This is a genomic window from Streptomyces sp. NPDC001020 (assembly GCF_053599115.1).
The window spans coordinates 195841-213840 of sequence record NZ_JBSFLQ010000001.1 but is presented as its reverse complement, the minus strand read 5'-3'; the positions used below and the strand labels follow the sequence as shown (position 1 = coordinate 213840).

Below are 18000 nucleotides of genomic sequence, written 5' to 3'. Positions count from 1 at the left end.
CTTTCGGGGTCAGGCCTGCTCGACCAGTGCGAGCGCTTGGGCAGGAGTCGGTGCGTGGGAACGTTCGGCGAACGGAACGAGCGGCAGCAGAGGCTCCTCGCCGAGGAAGACGCGTCGGACCACGCGTTCAGCCGCTCGCCCGTCGTCGAGCTCGCAGAAGCGCCGACGGAAGGCGGCCCGGCGTTCGGCAGCCTCCTGACCGTCGTGTGCGTCCGACACGAGCAGACCGATCAGCTCGGCCTGCGAGGTGGCAACAGCGCCCGGCGGTTCCTGAAGCAGGTTGAAGTAGGTGCCGCGCACCGCGGAGTAGATGTCCCAGTCGGGGGCGTAGATGATGATCGGCCGGTCCAGGATCGCGTAGTCGAACATCGCGGAGGAGTAGTCCGTGATCAAGGCGTCCGCGGCGAGGTACAGCTCCTCCACCCGGGGGTGCCCCGAGACGTCGACGATCCGGCCGCTGCGGCGCAGCTCGGCGACGTGCGGGGAACTCCCGTAGAAGTAGTGGCCTCGTACCAGCAGGGTCACGTCGGCCCCGAGGTCCTCGGCAACGCGGGCGAGGTCGAGGCTCGGTACGAACCCGGGCTGGTACTCGCGGTGGGTGGGCATGTAGAGGAAGGCCTTGGTGCCGTCGGCCAGCCCGAGCGCGGCGCGTGCTCGGCGCACGTCGTGGGACGTGGCGTTCACGAGGATGTCGTTGCGCGGGTAGCCGCTCTCCAGGGAGGTGTACGAGCAGGGGTACACCCGCTCCCACACGGCGGTCGAGAACCGGTTGGAGCTGAGGCTGAAGTCCCAGCGGTCAGAGCGTTCGAGGAGCTTGCCGAAGCTCATGTCCGTCGACGCCGGGTACTTGCGCTGGTCCAGGCCCATGGTCTTCAGCGGCGTGCCGTGATGGGTCTGCAGGTGGACCTGTCCCTCACGCTTGACCACGCGGTCGGCGAAGTTCACGTTGTTGACCAGGTACTTGGCGCGAGCGAGGGCGGCCCAGTACGCGCGGGAGCCCACGCGGACGTACTCCACGCCCTCGGGTACGCGGTCCACGGCATCCGGCCGGATGGCCCACACACGGCGGATGTGCGGGGCGAGGCGGGCGAGTTCGGCGTCGATGGCCGCCGGGTTGCAGGAGACGCTGCGGCTCCAGTAGGCGGAGAACACCGCCAGGTTCTCGTCGAGCGGCAGCTTCAACTGCGACTGGTAGAAAAGGCCCATCGCGCTGCGCTTCGACCGGCTGATGGCGGTGCGTGTACGGGTCGTGAGCGCCTGGCGCAACCGTCCCGCGGCCGCGGTGCCGGCCATGGCGGTGTACGCGTCCCGTTCCAGCATGGAGTACTTGTGGCCCCGGCCACCGGCCGGCCGCTGGAAGTCCTTGGGGACTCGGGCACGGTAGTCCTCGGCGGCGCGGTGGAAGAACTCCGCCCGCGCGTCCCGGGGCAGACGGTCGGAGTGCTCCAGCACCGTCAGATAGTGGTTGACCATCTTGCGGAACAACCACTTGTGCCAATGGGAGAGTTCGGGGTGGGCGTCGATGAACTCGAATACACGGCGGTACTGGTCGAAGATGTCGAAGTGCTTGCGGCTGACGGTCTTCAGAATGTTGCCGCCCTCGCGCCGCTGCCGGTACATCACACAGACCCGGTTCAGCAGGGCGATGCGCTCCGCGCTGATCATGGAGCAGAACGTCCAGGGCGCGTCCTCGTAGTACCCCGGTGGGAAGGTGAAGTCGTGGCGCGCGATGAAGTCCCGGCGATAAGCCTTGTTCCAGACGATCTGCAGCAGGTCGAGCAACTGCGGCCGGTCGGTGAGCGGGAACACGTCCGGGCCGTCGCCCTTCAGCAGGTCCGCCCGTTGGTTGGGAAGAATTTTGCCATCCCAATAACTGCGGGCGTAGTCGAAGACGAGGATGTCGGGATCCCCGACCTCTCCGAGGCGGTCGGCTATAGCCGTGAGTGCGCCGTCGGCCAGCGTGTCATCACTGTCCAGGAAAAGAACGTAATCGCCCTGGGCCTTTTCCAGTCCGGCATTGCGCGCGCGCCCGAGCCCCACGTTCTTCGTGAGGTGGATCACATGGATTCGGGCGTCCCGTTCCGCGTACTCGTCGAGAATGGCGCCCGAACCGTCGGGTGAGCAGTCGTCGACCGCGATGATCTCGAAGTCCCTGTAGTCCTGCCCGAGCGCCGAGTCGAGACACTCGGAGAGGTAGCCCTGCACCTTGTACACGGGGACGACGAGAGAAAATCTAGGCATGCTCTTGAACCTGTTCCGCGACTACCGCACGAGCGTGAGCTGGGACCGGAGCGCGCTCCGTCGCCCGATGAAATCGAAGCGCGCCGCCGCATCAGCGTAAGGGATTCACTAGAAGTTCCCGTGGGCCCGGTAGTCAGACGGTCAAGAGGGCCACCACGGTTCCGAAATCTCAACTGAGCGCGCTCACCCCGCCGTTGTGCCTTGTCGGAGAGCTTCCGTGGCGTTGGCCTCGCGCGTCGACCCTGGCGTCATATCCGAAATGTCGGATTCGATTTTCCCGAGCGCATGGACGAGTCTGCTGTCCAGTGACGAAGACCTGGGAGGCGTGAGGGTGAGCTGGCTGATCACGGGCGGTGCCGGGTACATCGGCGCACACGCGGTGCGTGCCATGGTCGAGGGTGGCGAGCGGGTGGTCGTGTACGACGACCTCTCGACGGGCGACGCCGACCGGGTTCCCTCAGGTGTGCCGCTGGTCGTGGGCAGCGTGCTGGACGCGCCCCTCCTGGAACAGACGATTCGTGATCACGCCGTGACCGGTGTTGTGCACATCGCGGGCAAGAAGCAGGTGGGAGAGTCCGTGGAGCGGCCGCTCCACTACTACCGGGAGAACGTCACCGGTCTGCAGACCCTCCTGGAGGCGATGGCGGCCACCGGAGTCGACCGGATCGTCTTCTCCTCGTCGGCCGCCGTCTACGGAATGCCGGATGTGGACCTCGTCACAGAGGACACCCCCTGTGTGCCGATGAGCCCCTACGGCGAGACCAAGCTGATCGGCGAGTGGCTGATCAACGCCGCCACGCGGGCCCAGGGGCTGCGGGCCGTCTCTCTGCGCTATTTCAACGTGGCCGGAGCCGCCGCCCCGGAACTGGCCGACACGGGGGTCTTCAACCTCATCCCCATGGTGTTCGAGCGGCTCGAGGCCGGTCAGGCGCCGCGGATCTTCGGTGCCGACTACGCCACGCCGGACGGCACCTGTGTGCGTGACTACATTCACGTCCAGGACATCGCCTCCGCCCACCTGGCTGCGGCACGGTGCCTGGGCGAGGCGCCGGAGGGAACTGCGCTCACCCTCAACATCGGCCGCGGTGAGGGCAGTTCGGTCCGGGAAATGGTGGACCGCATCCTCAAGGTCACCGGGAACGAGCACGCGATGCCCGAGGTGACCGCCCGTCGCCCCGGCGATCCGGCGCGTGTGGTCGCGTCGGCGGGCCGTATCCATGAGGAACTGGGCTGGGCCGCCCGCCACGATCTGGACGAGATGATCGAATCCGCCTGGCAGGGGTGGCGTCACCACCACGCCTGAGGTCGATGACCCCGTCGGTACACCGCGAGCCGTCCGCCCACCGGACGGCAGCGCACCGTACACGGCCGCTTCGCGTAGATTGCCCTGCAGGACAGCGGATCCGCGTCAAACGCGCGTGAAAGGGGCGGACCACAGTGGCAGGGGCAAGGCAGGCCGTGGGCGAGGCCCGCAGGATCGTCGTCAAGGTCGGCTCCTCCTCGCTGACGACCGCCGCCGGCGGCCTCGATGCCGACTGTGTGGACGCGCTCGTCGACGTCCTCGCCAAGCACCGAACGGAGGGGGCGGGCCGAAGGGCCTCGGTCGAGGGCGGTGGCGGGAGACGGGTGGGCGGTGGAGAGAAGGAGATCGTCCTGGTCTCCTCCGGTGCCATCGCCGCCGGCCTCGCGCCCCTCGGCCTGCGCCGCCGCCCCCGGGACCTCGCTCGCCAGCAGGCCGCGGCCAGCGTGGGCCAGGGGCTGCTCATGGCCCGCTACACCGCGTCCTTCGCCCGTTACGGCGTGCGCATCGGACAGGTGCTCCTGACCTCCGACGACACCAGCCGACGTGCTCACCACCGCAACGCCTCCCGCACCCTCGACAAGCTCCTCGCGATGGGCGCGCTGCCCGTCGTCAACGAGAACGACACGGTCGCCACGGACGAGATCCGCTTCGGTGACAACGACCGCCTCGCTGCCCTCGTCGCCCACCTGGTCCACGCGGACCTGCTGGTCCTGCTCTCGGATGTGGACGGTGTCTACGACGGTGACCCCAGCAGGCCCGGCACCTCCCGACTGGCGGAGGTCAGGGGGCCCGAAGACCTCGCACACGTCGAGATCGGCAGCGCGGGCAAGGCCGGTGTGGGCACCGGCGGCATGGTCACCAAGGTCGAGGCGGCCCGCATCGCGGCGGCAGCCGGCATCCCCGTGGTGCTCACCTCCGCCGTCCACGCTGCCGACGCCCTCGCGGGCCGGGACACCGGCACGTACTTCCATCCCACCGGCAGGCGCTCCGCCGACCGGCTGCTGTGGCTGCAGCACGCCTCCACCCCGCGGGGCGCGCTCACGCTCGACGACGGGGCCGTGGAAGCCGTCGTCGCACGCCGCAAGTCGCTGCTGCCCGCCGGTATCGCGTCGGTCGAGGGCGACTTCACCGCCGGCGACCCCGTCGAACTGCGCGACAGCGAGGGACGGGCGGTGGCGCGCGGGCTCGTGAGCTTCGACGCCAAGGAGATCCCACGGCTGATCGGCCGCTCGACCAGGGAACTGGCGCGCGAGCTCGGTCCCGCCTACGAACGCGAGGTCGTCCACCGTGACGACCTGGTCGTCCTCCACCCGTGACGGACGGCCGAAAGGCATGCCCCGCACGGTCGTGCGGTGGGGACGTTCCGTAAAACCACCCCACAGAGCCGTGCGGCCTGCTCAACTTTGTTCCACGGGCACATTCCGCACAAGCATCACCGGTACTGCGTAAGGAGGCCGTCGTGAGACGAGTACGCCCTGGGGTGGCGGTGCCCCGCGGTGGTGGCACCGCCGGTGCCTCTCGTGGCGGCGGTACCACCCGTGCGGGCGGGGAGCGCACGCTGACCAGCGTCGCGGCCGGGGAGGCGTACGAAGCGCGCGGCGATGCCCCTCGCCTGTGGCATGTCACGCTGAGCGTCTCCGGGGACACGGCCCCGCTGAACGAGGTCCGGCGCGCCCTCGAGCAGCTCGCCCACGACCACCCCTTCCTGCTGACCAGCCGCTATGCGGACGACCACGCGGAGATCCGCTACTGGGAGGAGGCTCGTGACCTGCATGACGCCGCCGCGGTCGCGCTGCGTCTGTGGGGCGAGCACCGCCAGAGCGCGGGGCTCCCGCCCTGGGAGATCGTCGGACTGGAGGTCATCGACCGCGAGACCTACCACCAGCGTGTCGCCGAAGGATACGGCCCGCCGCCCGCGACCCGGGTGGGCATACAACCCTTCTGAGACTTCCTGAGAGTCCTTCGCGGCGTGTCTCGGCGGGTGGAACGACCAGCGGATCGGACCGTCCGGCGCACTACCCTTCCCTCATGACCACGCTCTCGCCCTACGACTCCATGTCTCCGGTCGCCCAGGCCGCCTACCGCGCCCGGGCCGCCGCCGCCGACCTCGCGCCGCTGCCGCGTGTCGAGAAGGACGACGCTCTGCTCGCCATCGCGGAGGCGCTGGAGGTCCGTGCGAAGGAGATCGTCGAGGCCAACGCCCGGGACATCGCCCGCGCCCGCGAGGCCGGCAGCAGCGAGGCGATCATCGACCGGCTCACGCTCACCCCCGAGCGGATCCGGGCCATCGCCTCCGATGTACGGGACGTGGCCGCGCTGCCCGACCCGGTCGGCGAGGTAGTCCGGGGTTCCACCCTCCCCAACGGCATCGACCTGCGCCAGGTCCGTGTCCCGCTCGGCGTCGTCGGGATCATCTACGAGGCCCGCCCGAACGTGACCGTCGACGCCGCCGCCCTGTGCCTGAAGTCCGGGAACGCGGTGCTGCTGCGCGGTTCGTCCTCCGCGTACGAGTCGAACACCGCTCTCGTACGGGTGCTGCGCGACGCCGTGGGCGGTGCCGGGCTGCCCGCCGACGCCGTGCAGCTCGTGCCCGGCGAGGGCCGCGAGTCCGTGCACGAGCTGATGCAGGCCCGTGGTCTGGTCGACGTGCTCATCCCGCGTGGCGGCGCCTCCCTGATCCGGACCGTCGTCCAGGAAGCGAAGGTCCCGGTCATCGAGACGGGCACCGGCAACTGCCACGTCTACGTCGACGCCCAGGCCGACATCGACATGGCCATCGAGATCCTGATCAACTCGAAGGCCCAGCGGGTGAGCGTGTGCAACGCCGCCGAGACGCTCCTCGTCCACCAGGACATCGCCCCCGAGTTCCTGCCGCGTGCCCTGGACGCCCTCGCGGACGCCGGGGTCACGGTGCACGCCGACGAGCGTGTGATGGCCTGCGCCAAGGACTCCCGGGCCACGGTCGTGGAGGCCACCGCGGAGGACTGGGACACCGAGTACCTCTCGTACGACATCGCCGCCGCGGTCGTGGACTCCCTGGACAAGGCGGTGCAGCACATCCGACTGTGGAGCTCCGGCCACACCGAGGCGATCGTCACCACCTCGCAGCAGGCCGCCCGCCGCTTCACCCGACTGGTCGACTCGACGACGGTCGCCGTGAACGCGTCCACGCGCTTCACGGACGGCGGCCAGTTCGGCTTCGGCGCGGAAATCGGCATCTCCACGCAGAAACTGCACGCCAGGGGGCCGATGGGGCTGCCGGAGCTGACGAGCACCAAGTACATCGTGACCGGGGACGGGCACGTACGGCGCTGAGCACCCGCTCGGCACCGCGTGCCCCGGTGACTTCCGGCGACCGCCTGGGGGCCGTCATGCCGGGCGAATGAAGTTCCTTACGGTCTGCCCAAATTGACCCCCCAGGTTTACTCTGGATCCGTGCCGGAGGACGTGGGGGGCACGCCGTTTCACGACGGCCGGGAGCCCGACGACGACCGCGACCGCGGAGGGACGGACGAAGAGTTCGCCTCCGTGGTCTTCGACGAGGCCTTCGTACGGGCCGCCGAGATCCATGAGCCGACGGCCGTGGAGAGACTCCTCGCCGCCGCCGAGGCCCGCGCGCAGGCCCAGGAGGCCGAGGCGCGCCGGGCGCGCGCGAGGGGCGCCCTGGGCGACGACGAGCGCTATGAGGACGGATTCGGGCCCGCCGGAAGCGGTGAATTCGGCCTCGGCCGGGATCTGGACGACCTGGACGACACGGAGTTCCCAGAAGGGCACTACGGTGCGCGGCGCTTCTACGGCAGGGGCTACGGCAAAGGCGCCCGCTGGCACCGCCCGGTCGCCTGGCTGCTGGCCCTTGTGATGGGCATCGGTATGGTCGCGCTGGCCTTCGCCGCGGTGTACCGGGGTGCGTCCTCGGGCCGCCAGGACCAGGTCCCCTCGCCCGCCAGAACCGGTCTGGAACAGGGCCAGAAGGCCACCGTGGGTACGGGCCCCTCGGCCTCCGCGGACTACTCGCCACCGGCGTTCTCGGCGGTTCCGCGAACTCCCTGACGCGCCTACGAGGAATCGGGCGCCCTCGCTCCCGCACATCGTCCGGGCCGGGCGTTCCGCACCGTCGGAAGCGAACGGCCGGCGTGGCCGGACCGGGTTAGGCGCCCTTGCGAAAGTCTGGTGAGAACCTGTCAGAACTTGTCGTGCACCAGGGCGTTTACGGGAGCGCCGGGAGACCTAATCTGAAGGTATGGGCGGGCCCGGAAACCCACCTGAGGGGACACCCGAGGGCGCTCCCAGTGGGGGCGAGGACGAATACCGATCCGTCGTGTTCGACGAGTCGTTCATCCGGGCTGCCCGCCTCCAGGAGTACTCCGCTCGGGAGCGCATAGCCGACCACGCCCCGGCCGTACGCCGCCGTCCGCCCCTGCGCCGCGGACTGCCGCGGCCGGTGCTGATGCTCTTCCTGCTGATAGCGGTCGCCTTGGGCACCGCGATCTACATGAGCGTGCGCCACCCGGAACCGGCGCCCGAGGCACTGCCCGTCGAGCCGCTGCGGATGACGGTGATCCCCCTGGCCCCGCGGTCCGCCGTGCCCGGCTCCACGGATCCCGAGGCGCTGTACGCGCACAGCCCCGCCGCCCGGTTCCGTGTCGGCGCCGACGGCATCACTCTGCCCGCCGCCCGGCACACCGCGCACTTCTCCGAGGACCAGGTCGTCGCCGCCCTGACCACGGCGAAGGAATACCTGGTGGAGTCCTCGCTCGACCCGGCCGTCCTCACCGGCGGCGCCAACCGCCCGGTACGGCTCCTGCTCGCCCCCGAGCAGCTCGCCCAGTTCGACCAGAGCTTCGCCCACCCGGCCGCGGACGGGCGGCACACGCCCACCGGCTGGCTGGTCCGTTTCGACCCCGCCCGCGTCCAGCTGGCCGACCGCGGCATTCGCGTCCGGGGCACGCTGCAGGCGACGGAGGCCAACTCCGCCACGCTGGAGGTCACCGCCGACCACACCCTGGTGTACGCGCTGAAGCCGACCGGGGCCGATGCGAAGGCGCGGGCCTCGCTGTTCACCGTGCGGCGCGAGCTGACCTTCCGCTTCAACCGCGACGACCTGCGTCTGCACCAGGCCGAGCTGGCCGTCTCCTACGTCCAGGCCGGGCCGCTCTCCTGCGCCGAGGACTCCGCGAACCACCTGCACCCGCTGCTGGCGGGCCAGACGGCCAAGCGGGGCAGCCCGGCCGGCACGGACCCGTACGCGACGGACAGCGCCACCGCCCTGTGCGGCACCCTGGCGGCGGGCACACAACCGAAGCCATGAGCAATCGGGACCACGGCCCCAGGGCGCGCCCGGAGGGATGACCCGGAGGGATGAGCCGACGGGTGCGCCCCTGACCCTCCGGACCGCCCGCAGCCGGCCCGGAGCGCCTGGATCAGCCGTTGCCGGGGTCGGTCGCGTCCGGGTTCTCCTCGTCCGGCCGGCTGTCGTGCGGCTCGCGCCGCGCGTCCTTGGGAGCGCTGCCGGCGAAGCCGGCGAAACCGCGCCGCACCCGGCCGCCGAAGTCGCCCGCGAGGTCACCCGCCCCGCCCGCGATATCGGTGACCAGCTTCATCAGCGGATCCTTGGAGCGCTTCACCTCGCTGGCGTAGTTGGCCGCGGACTGCCGGAAGGAGTCCGACACCGAGGTGTCGCCGTCCTCGTCGCGCCGCGGGTAGTGACCGTCCATGATGCGCTGGTAGTCGCGGGTGGCGGCCCATTTCCGCAGCTCGGCCGCGCGGACCGTGGCGAAGGGGTGGGTGCGCGGCAGCACGTTGAGGATCTTGAGCACGGAGTCGCGCAGGTCGCCCCCTGCCTCGTACTCGTCGGCCTGCTCCAGGAACGCGTCCACGTTCATCTCGTGCAGGTGGTTGCCACCCGCGATCTTCATCAGCCCGCGCATCGAGGACTGCAGGTCCTGCCCGACCAGCAGTCCGGCCCGGTCGGCCGACAGCTCCGACTTGCGGAACCACTCCCGCAGCGCGGTCACGAGCGCCATGATCGCGACATTGCCCAGCGGGATCCAGGCGACCCGGAGCGCGAGGCTGGTCAGGAACAGCAGGATGGTCCGGTAGACGGAGTGGCCGGACAGCGCGTGCCCGACCTCGTGTCCGACGACCGCCCGCATCTCCTCCTCGTCCAGCAGCTCGACGAGCCCCGTCGTCACGACGATGATCGGTTCGTCCAGGCCGATGCACATCGCGTTCGGCTGCGGGTCCTGGGTGACGTACATCGGCGGGACCTTCTCCAGGTCCAGGATGTGGCAGGCGTCCCGCAGCATGTCGTTGAGGTGCGCGAACTGCGCGTCCGAGACCCGTACCGAGTCGGAGAGGAACAACAGCCGCAGGCTGCGCTCGGGCAGCAGACCGCTGAGCGCCTTGAAGACCGTGTCGAAGCCGCTGAGCTTGCGCAGGGCCACCAGGGCCGAGCGGTCCGCCGGGTGTTCGTACGCGCGCGAGGAGATCCCCGGGAAGCGCCTGCGTTGCCTGCTCGGCACGTTCTCGTGCCCGTTCTGCTCATGGCCGACGTCGGACATCTGTTCCCCCATGTGTCTGAAGGCTCGTTGTTCGTTTGAACATCGGACGACCGTGCGGTGCGCGCCGGCTCGCCGCGGGGCTGCGCGGCGCACGCCCTGCACGAGTGCCCCCTGGGCGGAGTCCAGCCTAGGCGGAGATACGGTGGCAGAGCAGCACGTCGTAAGGAGCGATCCCGTGGAGCACATCAACGCCGACTGGCTCACCGCAGCCGCGCTGGCCGCCGAGCGGCAGGGCCCGGGCAATCTGCTCCGTGTCGTGCTGATCGTCATGGTCGTCGGCTGCGCCCTGGCCGCGTGGTTCCTGCTGCGTGGCTACAAACGCAAGGACCAGTGACGGCGTGTTTCCGGTGGCGTACAGGGGTCGCTGACCGATCGGCCTCGCGAGTGGCCGCCCCGGTCCGGCGCTTTTGGAGGGCACTCTCCTCCCCAACGGCGGAGTCGGCGTGAGCGGCGCGGAGGCGCCCGCATACGATGAGCTGACGTCTTTATCCCGCCCACACCGGATAGGTTCTGCCGAAGATGAGCTTCCACAGCACCGCTGCACAGTTGGCCACCCTCGCCGAGGGCGAAGGCGGCAACCACGAGAGCATCAGCCCGTTCATGACGGGCGGAGCCGCCCTCATCATCCTTCTCCTGCTGCTGTGGATCACGACCCGCTTCAACCGCGACCGCTGAGTTCTGCACGCGGCCGGTCCCGGTCCTTCGCAGGGGGCCTGTCGAACGGAGCCCGGCCGCCGGGCCGGTAGGGTCTGCACGCATGGGAGAGCAGCACATGCCCACCGGTCCGGCGATGGGCCTGGGACCCGGCCCCGGAAGCGGGCCGTCGAACCCGGGCAAACGCCGCCTCGGCGTGATGGGCGGAACGTTTGACCCGATCCACCACGGGCACCTCGTCGCGGCCAGTGAGGTCGCCTCGCAATTCCACCTCGACGAGGTGGTGTTCGTGCCCACCGGCCAGCCGTGGCAGAAGACCGACCGCAAGGTCAGCCCGGCCGAGGACCGCTATCTGATGACGGTCATCGCGACCGCCGAGAACCCCCAGTTCTCGGTCAGCCGCATCGACATCGACCGTGGTGGCCCCACCTACACCACGGACACCCTGCGCGACCTGAAGGCCCTCAACCCCGACACCGATCTCTTCTTCATCACCGGTGCCGACGCGCTCAGTCAGATCCTCACCTGGCGCTATACGGACGAGTTGTTCTCCCTCGCGCACTTCATCGGCGTCACCCGCCCCGGCCACACCCTGACGGACCCGGGTCTTCCGGAGGGTGGTGTCTCGCTCGTCGAAGTTCCCGCGCTCGCCATCTCGTCCACAGACTGCCGTGCGAGAGTCGCCCAGGGCGAACCGGTCTGGTATTTGGTGCCGGACGGCGTGGTGCGCTACATCGACAAGCGGCAGCTGTACCGCGGCGACTGAGCCGGGAGGGACACCGGTGAACGACCGATACGACGGATACGCGGGCGGCGACCAGTACGAACTCGTCGGCTACGACGAATTCGGGCAGCCTGTGTACCGACAGGTGCCCACGCGGCAGACCCCGCAGGGCTACGACCCCTACGGCGCCCAGCAGCACCAGCAGCATCAGCAGCCCCAGGGCTACGGATACGACCCGTACGCGGCCGGTGCCCAGCAGCCCACGGCGCCGTACAACACCGGTCAGCAGCAACCTGTGTCCCCCCATGACACCGGCCAGCAGCCGCCTGCGGCCCCCTACGACCCCTACTCCCCGTACGGCACCCCCGCCTCCGGCGGCTACGACCCGTACGGCCAGGCCGCAACCAGCGGCCAACAACCGCGCATAACCGAGCAGGCCGCCTACATCCCTCAGCAGGCGGGCCCGGCCGAGAGCGGGCCGGGGTACACGGGCGGCACGGGCTTCGCCGACGGCTCGGCAGGTTTTGCGGACGGTGGCCCGCACGCACGGACGGAGCCCGACTCCGGGACGGAGTCGCAAGGCGAACGCGACTACCGCACCGAGCAGTTCGCCTTCATCGAGGAACCTGACGGTGACTCGGAGGACGTCATCGACTGGATGAAGTTCACCGAGAACCGCACCGAGCGCCGTGAGGAGGCCAAGCGACGCTCCCGAAGCCGGGTCATCGCCCTTGTCGTGGTCCTCGCCCTGGTGGCCGTCGGCGGCATCGGCTACCTCTGGTTCGCGGACAAGCTGCCCGGCACCTCCTCCGGCGACCCGGCCGCCACGACGCCCGCGACCGCCCAGAACCGCGACGTGATCGTCGTTCACCTGCACAACACCAAGGGCGGCGGCACCTCCACCGCGCTGCTCGTCGACAACACCACCACCAAGCAGGGCGCCACCGTCCTACTGCCCAACTCCCTTGCCCTGACCACCGACGACGGCACCGCGACCACTCTGGCCAAGTCGGTCTCCGAGGACGGCTCCTCCGGTACCAGCGACTCCATCGACTCCGTCCTGGGCACCAAGGTCGAGGGAACCTGGCGTCTTGACACCCCGTTCCTGAACAACCTCGTCGAACTCGTCGGCGACATTCTCGTCACCACCGACGTCGACGTTCCCGACCCCGGTGCCAAGAAGGGCGGCGCGCCCCTGGTGCACAAGGGTGCGCAGCAGTCGCTCAGCGGCAAGATGGCCGTCGCGTACGCCACCTACCGGGCCCACGGTGAGCCCCAGGACGCCCAGCTGAAGCGGTTCGGCCAGGTCATGCAGGGCGTACTGCGCAAGGTGTCCTCCGACCCGCAGGCCGCGACGGTCACCGTGCAGACGCTCGCGCAGATCATCGACCCACCCCTGACCGAGAAGGATCTCGGCAGCTTCCTCGCCAAGCTGGCGGACCACGCCAAGCAGGGCGACTACAAGACCGAACTGCTGCCGGTCCAGCCCGACGGCACGGTCGGCGAGAAGGCCACCGACACCGTGGTCAAGAACCTGCTCGGCGGGACCGTGAAGAGCCCCCAGACCGACGACGCCGTCCGGGTCGGCATCACGAACGCCACCGGCTCCAAGGCCGCCACCGAGCGGGCCCGTGTCGTCCTGGTCAACGGCGGCTATGCCTTCATCGACGCCGGTACCGGCACCGTCCGGTCCGTGTCCCAGGTCACCTACGCCGACGACGGCGACAAGGAGAAGGCGATCGAGGTCGCCAAGACGCTGGGCCTGCCCGTCGGCTCCGTGAAGAAGGGCAAGGTCACGTCGAACGCCGGCGTCTCCGTCGTCCTCGGTCAGGACTACAAGACCACGTCGTGACGCGGGCCACACCTCGGTGCGCCGAGGTGTGGCCCCGTTAATCACCTCGGGTGCCGTCGGCGGTCCGTGAGACCCTTGGGGGTACCACTGACCGTTCGACGGAAAGCCTTGTAGTGACCGCCACGGACCGCTCTCTCGAGCTCATCAACACCGCCGCTCAGGCGGCCGCCGACAAGCTTGCGCACGACATCGTCGCCTACGACGTCAGCGATGTGCTCTCCATCACGGACGCCTTCCTGCTCGCGTCCGCGCCCAACGACCGCCAGGTCAAGTCGATCGTCGACGAGATCGAGGAACGGCTGAACAAGGAACTCGGAGCCAAGCCGGTGCGCCGCGAAGGCGACCGCGAGGCCCGCTGGGTGCTGCTGGACTACGTCGACATCGTGGTGCACGTCCAGCACAGCGAGGAGCGCGTCTTCTACGGCCTGGAGCGGCTGTGGAAGGACTGCCCCGAGCTGGACCTGCCCGAAGAGGCCCGGGCCACCCGCGGCAAGGCCGCCGAGTACGCCAAGCTGAGGGCCGCCGAGGAGGCCGCGGAGCTGGGCGGGGAACTTCGGTGACGAGCCGGGGCGCCGACGCCGGGAGGAAGGGTCGGGGCCGCCGCCTCATCCTGTGGCGCCACGGTCAGACCTCGTGGAACGTGGAGCGTCGCTTCCAGGGCTCCACGGACGTGGCGCTGACCGAGACCGGCATCGGGCAGGCCCGCCGCTCCGCCCGTCTGCTCGCCTCCCTCCAGCCGGACGTCATCATCGCCTCCGACCTCGGGCGCGCCGTCGCCACGGCCGCCGAGCTGGCCGCGCTCACCGGCCTGGAGGTCACCCTCGACGAGGGCTTGCGCGAGACGTACGCCGGCGTCTGGCAAGGGCTGACTCACGAGGAGATCCTCGCCCGGCACGGCGAGGAGTACGCCGCCTGGAAGCGGGGTGAGCCCGTCCGCCGCGGCGGCGGCGAACTGGAGACCGAGGTCGCCGACCGCGCCGCCCCCGTGGTGCTGCGGCACGCCGAGAAGCTCCCGGTGGACGGCACTCTCGTGGTGGTCAGCCATGGCGGGACGATCCGCACCACCATCGGCCGCCTGCTCGGCCTGGAGGCCCGCCACTGGGAGAGCCTCGGCGGTCTCTCCAATTGCTGCTGGTCCGTCCTCGGGGAAGGCGCCCGCGGCTGGCGCCTGCTGGAGCACAACGCGGGCACCCTGCCGGAGCCGGTCCTCGGCGACGACGACTGACACCTCCTCACCGGACGCCGGGACCCGGATTTCACTTTCCGGCAGGTCGCAGGCTAAAGTTCTTCTTGTTCGCCCCGCCGAGCGGGAAGAACGCAAGGGGCTATAGCTCAGTTGGTAGAGCGCCTGCATGGCATGCAGGAGGTCAGGAGTTCAATTCTCCTTAGCTCCACGGATCGACACTCTTGAGTTGTCAAAGATCGTACGGAATATCCCGCCCCCGCCAGGGGGCGGGATTTTTCATGTGGCTCGCTTCCCACCGCCGCCGGGACTCTCACGGCGGCCGTCGCAAGGCAGCGCGGACGCTACGACCTCCCCCTTCGCTCCCTGAGCAGCGCCGCCTTCTCCCGTGCCTCGTCGTCCTCCGGCGTGTACACCACGATCCGGCACTCCGGCATCCCGTTGATCGACAGGGATACCGAGGTCATCCGCAACTCGCCCACCGCGTCATGACGGAAGGTCTTCACCCGCGGCCCGGGCGGTATCACCTGGCCGCTCGCCCACAGCTCGGCGAAGTACTCGCTGGCCGCCGACAGCGCGCGTATGAAGTTCTCCCAGGCCGGCTCGCCCACATGTCTGCCGTAGGCGGAACGCAGGGTGGCCACCATCACCGGCAGCTCCCTGTCCCGGTGCACCACCGGGCAGGCGGCCTCGGGCACCGTGAACAGCGCCCACAGCACATTGGGCACTTCGGTGTCGCGCCTCGCCCGGACCAGGAAGAGGTCACTGTAGGCGGAGTTGGTGGCGAGGACGTCGTAGCGAGAGTTGTAGACGACCGCCGGATGTGGGTCGAGGGCGTCGATGACGGCCTGGATCTCCGGGCCGACCCGCTGGGGAAGGCCCGCCGGGCCACGGTCGTAGGGCACCTCCGCCAGGTCGTACAGATGCTCGCGCTCCGGCTGGTCCAGGCGCAGCGTGCGCGCCACCGCGTCCAGGACCTGTGGCGAGGCGTTGATGGGGCGGCCCTGCTCGAGCCAGGTGTACCAGGTGACGCCTACTCCGGAGAGCTGCGCCACCTCCTCGCGGCGCAGGCCCGGCGTCCGGCGCCGCAGCCCCGGTGGCATGCCCACGTCGGCGGGTGTCACCCGGGCCCGCCTGCTGCGCAGGAAGGCGGCCAGCTCCGGCCTGCGGCGCTGCGTCGTCGTCGTCACTCGCATCCCCCCGTCGTCCATTGTCCGGGCCGGGGCCCATCGCTACCAGGTGCTGCCAGTACCAGCATCGGCGGGCTCTCGTTACCCGTATCCGGCTGTCGTCAGGCTCGAGGGCATGACGACGACCACTCCCGCGGGACCCGGTACAAGGCCTGGGACCCGACCTGACACCAGTAGAACTCCCGCCACTGACATTCGCCCCGGCCGACTGCTCGCGGTCGTGCTCAGCGCGCAGTTCATGGCCCTGCTCGACGTCTTCATCGTGAATGTCGCGCTACCCACGATCGGTTCCGAACTCCACGCGACCGGCGCCGGACTGCAGTTGGTGGTGGCCGGGTACTCCATCACGTACGCCGTGCTGCTGATCACCGGCGCGCGCCTCGGCGACCTGCTCGGTCACCGCAGGGTCCACCTCGCGGGGATCGCGCTGTTCACCGCCGCCTCGCTGGCCTGTGGACTCGCCGGGAGCACAGGGGAACTGATCGCCTTCAGGCTGGTGCAGGGGGCCGGATCGGCCGTGATGATCCCGCAGGTGCTCAGCCTGATCCAGCGTCACTTCACCGGTGACGCAAGGACGAAGGCGCTCGGCGCGTACTCCGCCGTCCTCGCCACCGGCGCCGCCGCCGGTCAGGTACTGGGCGGAGTCCTGGTCAGCGCCGACCTGTTCGGCACCGGCTGGCGGCCGGTGTTCCTGGTGAACGTGCCCCTCGGTGTGGCACTCGTGGTCGTCGGAAGCCGCGTCCTGCCGCGGGACGACGTGTCCGCCCGGGAACGCTCACGCGGCCTCGACCTGCCCGGACTGGTGCTGCTGGGCGCCGCCGTCGCGCTGCTGACCGTGCCGCTCGTGCTCGGCCAGGAGGAGGGCTGGCCGCTGTGGACCTGGCTGTGCCTCGCCGCGGCCGTGGTGCTCTTCGCCCTGTTCTGCGCGTACGAAGCCCGGCTCGCCCGACGCGGCGGGGCACCTCTGATCGCGCCGAGGGTGCTGCGCCACCCTGGCGTCGGCCTCGCGGTCTTCCGGGTGCTGGCCGTCATGGCGGTCAACGCGGGCTTCCTGTTCTCGCTCACCCTGCACGTCCAGGGCGGCCTCGGCTACAGCGCGCTGCGCGCGGGGCTCACCTTCGCGCCGACCGCCGTGGTGTTCGGACTGATCGGCCTGACCTGGCGGATGTGGCCGGCCACCTGGCAACGAGCCCTGATCCCGGTCGGGTTCGCGCTCGCCGCGCTCTCCGTGGCCGGTGTGGGGCGGGCGCTGCACGGCGGGGGCGACGGCGGACCGTGGCTGTACGTGGCCTTCACGGGCGTCGGCGCGGGCCTGGCGCTCGGCTTCGGCCCGACCCTCACCCGGGCCCTCGCCACCGTGCGGCCCGAGGACGCGGCGGACGCCAGCGGACTGCTCGCGACGGTCACCCAGCTCGGTCAGCTCCTCGGTGTCGCGGCCTTCGGCGCGCTCTTCCTCAACCGGCTTGAGTCACTTGGGGAACTGGGGGCGTATACCTCTTCGGACGCGCTCCTCGCGTGCATGTACGCGCTGGCCGCAACGGCCGTTCTGGGTGCCGTGTCCGGACTGGTACGAAGGCGTCGCTGACCGTATTGGCCCTGCCGTGGCAGAATCAAACGGCCGGAAGGGGGCGCGGCCCGACGGGAGGGAGTAGCGATGCCTGCGAGCATCCGCGAGGAGGTCCACGATCTTCCCGCAGTGGCGGTGACACGTCGGAATGCCACCCTCCTCGGCTGCCCTTCCTGCGGCTCGTCCCACGTTGCCCAGGTTCTCGGCGACAACGGTGGTATTTCCTACGTGTGCACGGCCTGCGGCCACAGCTGGAGCTGATCGATGGGTGCACACAGGCGGAAGTGCGACTGGTGCGGCAGTGGCACGCCGATCGTGCGTGACATGGAGCCGGTCAACCCGGACTACCAGTACTGGTGCGAGGAGTGCGCACGAGCGCTGATCATAAAAGGCGACCCGATCGAGACCTACCGGGAGCTGGAGGGCGAGCCGATCTACGGCCGGCTCCTCGACGAGCACTGCACGCTCAAGCGCTTCTACTCCTTCGCGACGGCCTGACCAGGGCCGGCACCGGCGCTCGTCTCCGCGGGGAACGAAACCGATTTGGTGGTCCACCCGGTTGACCGTGTAATGTTGGCGTCGCCGCCGGGGAAACCGGGCGACACGGTGAACATGCGGCTCCGCCGCGTGGCCACAAGGGGCTATAGCTCAGTTGGTAGAGCGCCTGCATGGCATGCAGGAGGTCAGGAGTTCAATTCTCCTTAGCTCCACAGGAATTGAAGGCGG

At 69.8% G+C, this 18000-nt stretch carries 17 protein-coding genes and 2 tRNA genes; 16 read left to right on the top strand and 3 right to left on the bottom strand.

Annotated elements, in window-relative coordinates:
* Positions 1–9: 9 nt before the first annotated feature.
* Positions 10–2241, bottom strand: coding sequence for a bifunctional glycosyltransferase/CDP-glycerol:glycerophosphate glycerophosphotransferase (locus ACWDEX_RS00990; protein ID WP_450460975.1), 2232 nt, complete (start codon positions 2239–2241; stop codon positions 10–12).
* 331 nt (positions 2242–2572) lie between these two features.
* Here ACWDEX_RS00990 and galE point away from each other — a divergent pair, with 331 nt between their 5' ends.
* From galE to ACWDEX_RS00960, 6 genes are all read left to right on the top strand, one after another.
* A complete protein-coding gene (gene galE / locus ACWDEX_RS00985) occupies positions 2573–3544 on the top strand; it encodes a UDP-glucose 4-epimerase GalE (protein ID WP_450460974.1) in 972 nt (323 codons plus the stop codon).
* Positions 3545–3699: 155 nt separating this feature from the next.
* Positions 3700–4860 carry a glutamate 5-kinase gene (gene proB / locus ACWDEX_RS00980; RefSeq protein WP_450461111.1) on the top strand — a complete coding sequence of 387 codons (1161 nt, stop codon included), beginning with the start codon at positions 3700–3702 and terminating at the stop codon, positions 4858–4860.
* A 143-nt stretch (positions 4861–5003) separates the two neighbouring features.
* Positions 5004–5489 carry a hypothetical protein gene (locus ACWDEX_RS00975; RefSeq protein WP_450460973.1) on the top strand — a complete coding sequence of 162 codons (486 nt, stop codon included), beginning with the start codon at positions 5004–5006 and terminating at the stop codon, positions 5487–5489.
* Positions 5490–5572: 83 nt separating this feature from the next.
* On the top strand, positions 5573–6859 hold the full coding sequence (locus ACWDEX_RS00970; protein WP_450460972.1) for a glutamate-5-semialdehyde dehydrogenase: 1287 nt from the start codon (positions 5573–5575) through the stop codon (positions 6857–6859).
* Positions 6860–6979: 120 nt separating this feature from the next.
* On the top strand, positions 6980–7594 hold the full coding sequence (locus ACWDEX_RS00965) for an SCO2584 family spore wall biosynthesis protein (protein ID WP_450460971.1): 615 nt from the start codon (positions 6980–6982) through the stop codon (positions 7592–7594).
* 190 nt (positions 7595–7784) lie between these two features.
* Entirely contained in the window at positions 7785–8852 is a 1068-nt protein-coding gene (locus ACWDEX_RS00960; protein WP_450460970.1) for an SCO2583 family membrane protein, read from the top strand.
* A gap of 112 nt (positions 8853–8964) precedes the next feature.
* Here ACWDEX_RS00960 and ACWDEX_RS00955 read toward each other — a convergent pair whose 3' ends face one another.
* The gene (locus ACWDEX_RS00955) at positions 8965–10104 is read right to left on the bottom strand and encodes a M48 family metallopeptidase (RefSeq protein WP_450461110.1); all 1140 of its coding nucleotides are present in this window, start codon (positions 10102–10104) and stop codon (positions 8965–8967) included.
* Positions 10105–10279: 175 nt separating this feature from the next.
* Here ACWDEX_RS00955 and ACWDEX_RS00950 point away from each other — a divergent pair, with 175 nt between their 5' ends.
* The 7 genes from ACWDEX_RS00950 to ACWDEX_RS00920 all read left to right on the top strand — a co-directional run bounded on the left by ACWDEX_RS00950 (position 10280) and on the right by ACWDEX_RS00920 (position 14728).
* Positions 10280–10438 carry a hypothetical protein gene (locus ACWDEX_RS00950; RefSeq protein WP_450460969.1) on the top strand — a complete coding sequence of 53 codons (159 nt, stop codon included), beginning with the start codon at positions 10280–10282 and terminating at the stop codon, positions 10436–10438.
* Positions 10439–10623: 185 nt separating this feature from the next.
* The gene (locus ACWDEX_RS00945) at positions 10624–10779 is read left to right on the top strand and encodes a hypothetical protein (RefSeq protein ID WP_450460968.1); all 156 of its coding nucleotides are present in this window, start codon (positions 10624–10626) and stop codon (positions 10777–10779) included.
* An 82-nt stretch (positions 10780–10861) separates the two neighbouring features.
* Complete coding sequence (gene nadD / locus ACWDEX_RS00940) at positions 10862–11524, top strand: nicotinate-nucleotide adenylyltransferase (protein WP_450460967.1); 663 nt, start codon at positions 10862–10864, stop codon at positions 11522–11524.
* Positions 11525–11540: 16 nt separating this feature from the next.
* On the top strand, positions 11541–13334 hold the full coding sequence (locus tag ACWDEX_RS00935) for an LCP family protein (protein WP_450460966.1): 1794 nt from the start codon (positions 11541–11543) through the stop codon (positions 13332–13334).
* Between the two features lie 113 nt (positions 13335–13447).
* Positions 13448–13894, top strand: a complete 447-nt coding sequence (gene rsfS / locus ACWDEX_RS00930) for a ribosome silencing factor (protein WP_450460965.1) — start codon at positions 13448–13450, stop codon at positions 13892–13894.
* Positions 13891–14559, top strand: coding sequence for a histidine phosphatase family protein (locus ACWDEX_RS00925; protein WP_450460964.1), 669 nt, complete (start codon positions 13891–13893; stop codon positions 14557–14559). Before rsfS ends, ACWDEX_RS00925 begins: the two co-directional genes overlap by 4 nt.
* Positions 14560–14655: 96 nt before the next feature.
* A tRNA-Ala gene (locus ACWDEX_RS00920) sits at positions 14656–14728 on the top strand.
* Positions 14729–14861: 133 nt separating this feature from the next.
* Here the strand turns inward: ACWDEX_RS00920 and ACWDEX_RS00915 are convergent.
* Positions 14862–15713, bottom strand: coding sequence for a helix-turn-helix transcriptional regulator (locus ACWDEX_RS00915; RefSeq protein ID WP_450460963.1), 852 nt, complete (start codon positions 15711–15713; stop codon positions 14862–14864).
* A gap of 214 nt (positions 15714–15927) precedes the next feature.
* On the opposite strand from ACWDEX_RS00915, the gene ACWDEX_RS00910 reads away from it, so the two are divergent.
* The 3 genes from ACWDEX_RS00910 to ACWDEX_RS00900 all read left to right on the top strand — a co-directional run bounded on the left by ACWDEX_RS00910 (position 15928) and on the right by ACWDEX_RS00900 (position 17984).
* Positions 15928–17292: an MFS transporter gene (locus tag ACWDEX_RS00910; RefSeq protein ID WP_450461109.1), complete on the top strand. Its 1365-nt coding sequence runs from the start codon at positions 15928–15930 to the stop codon at positions 17290–17292.
* 246 nt (positions 17293–17538) lie between these two features.
* Positions 17539–17772, top strand: a complete 234-nt coding sequence (locus ACWDEX_RS00905) for a hypothetical protein (RefSeq protein WP_016643127.1) — start codon at positions 17539–17541, stop codon at positions 17770–17772.
* Between the two features lie 139 nt (positions 17773–17911).
* Positions 17912–17984, top strand: a tRNA-Ala gene (locus tag ACWDEX_RS00900).
* The last annotated feature ends 16 nt before the right edge of the window (positions 17985–18000 follow it).

What these genes read in the sequence shown, in the direction of transcription:
- ACWDEX_RS00990 (WP_450460975.1), bottom strand. Translation starts at nt 2,241, where the DNA reads ATGCCTAGATTTTCTCTCGTCGTCCCCGTGTACAAGGTGCAGGGCTAC.
- ACWDEX_RS00970 (WP_450460972.1), top strand. Translation starts at nt 5,573, where the DNA reads ATGACCACGCTCTCGCCCTACGACTCCATGTCTCCGGTCGCCCAGGCC.
- ACWDEX_RS00960 (WP_450460970.1), top strand. Translation starts at nt 7,785, where the DNA reads ATGGGCGGGCCCGGAAACCCACCTGAGGGGACACCCGAGGGCGCTCCC.
- ACWDEX_RS00955 (WP_450461110.1), bottom strand. Translation starts at nt 10,104, where the DNA reads ATGTCCGACGTCGGCCATGAGCAGAACGGGCACGAGAACGTGCCGAGC.
- ACWDEX_RS00945 (WP_450460968.1), top strand. Translation starts at nt 10,624, where the DNA reads ATGAGCTTCCACAGCACCGCTGCACAGTTGGCCACCCTCGCCGAGGGC.
- nadD (WP_450460967.1), top strand. Translation starts at nt 10,862, where the DNA reads ATGGGAGAGCAGCACATGCCCACCGGTCCGGCGATGGGCCTGGGACCC.
- ACWDEX_RS00915 (WP_450460963.1), bottom strand. Translation starts at nt 15,713, where the DNA reads ATGCGAGTGACGACGACGACGCAGCGCCGCAGGCCGGAGCTGGCCGCC.
- ACWDEX_RS00905 (WP_016643127.1), top strand. Translation starts at nt 17,539, where the DNA reads ATGGGTGCACACAGGCGGAAGTGCGACTGGTGCGGCAGTGGCACGCCG.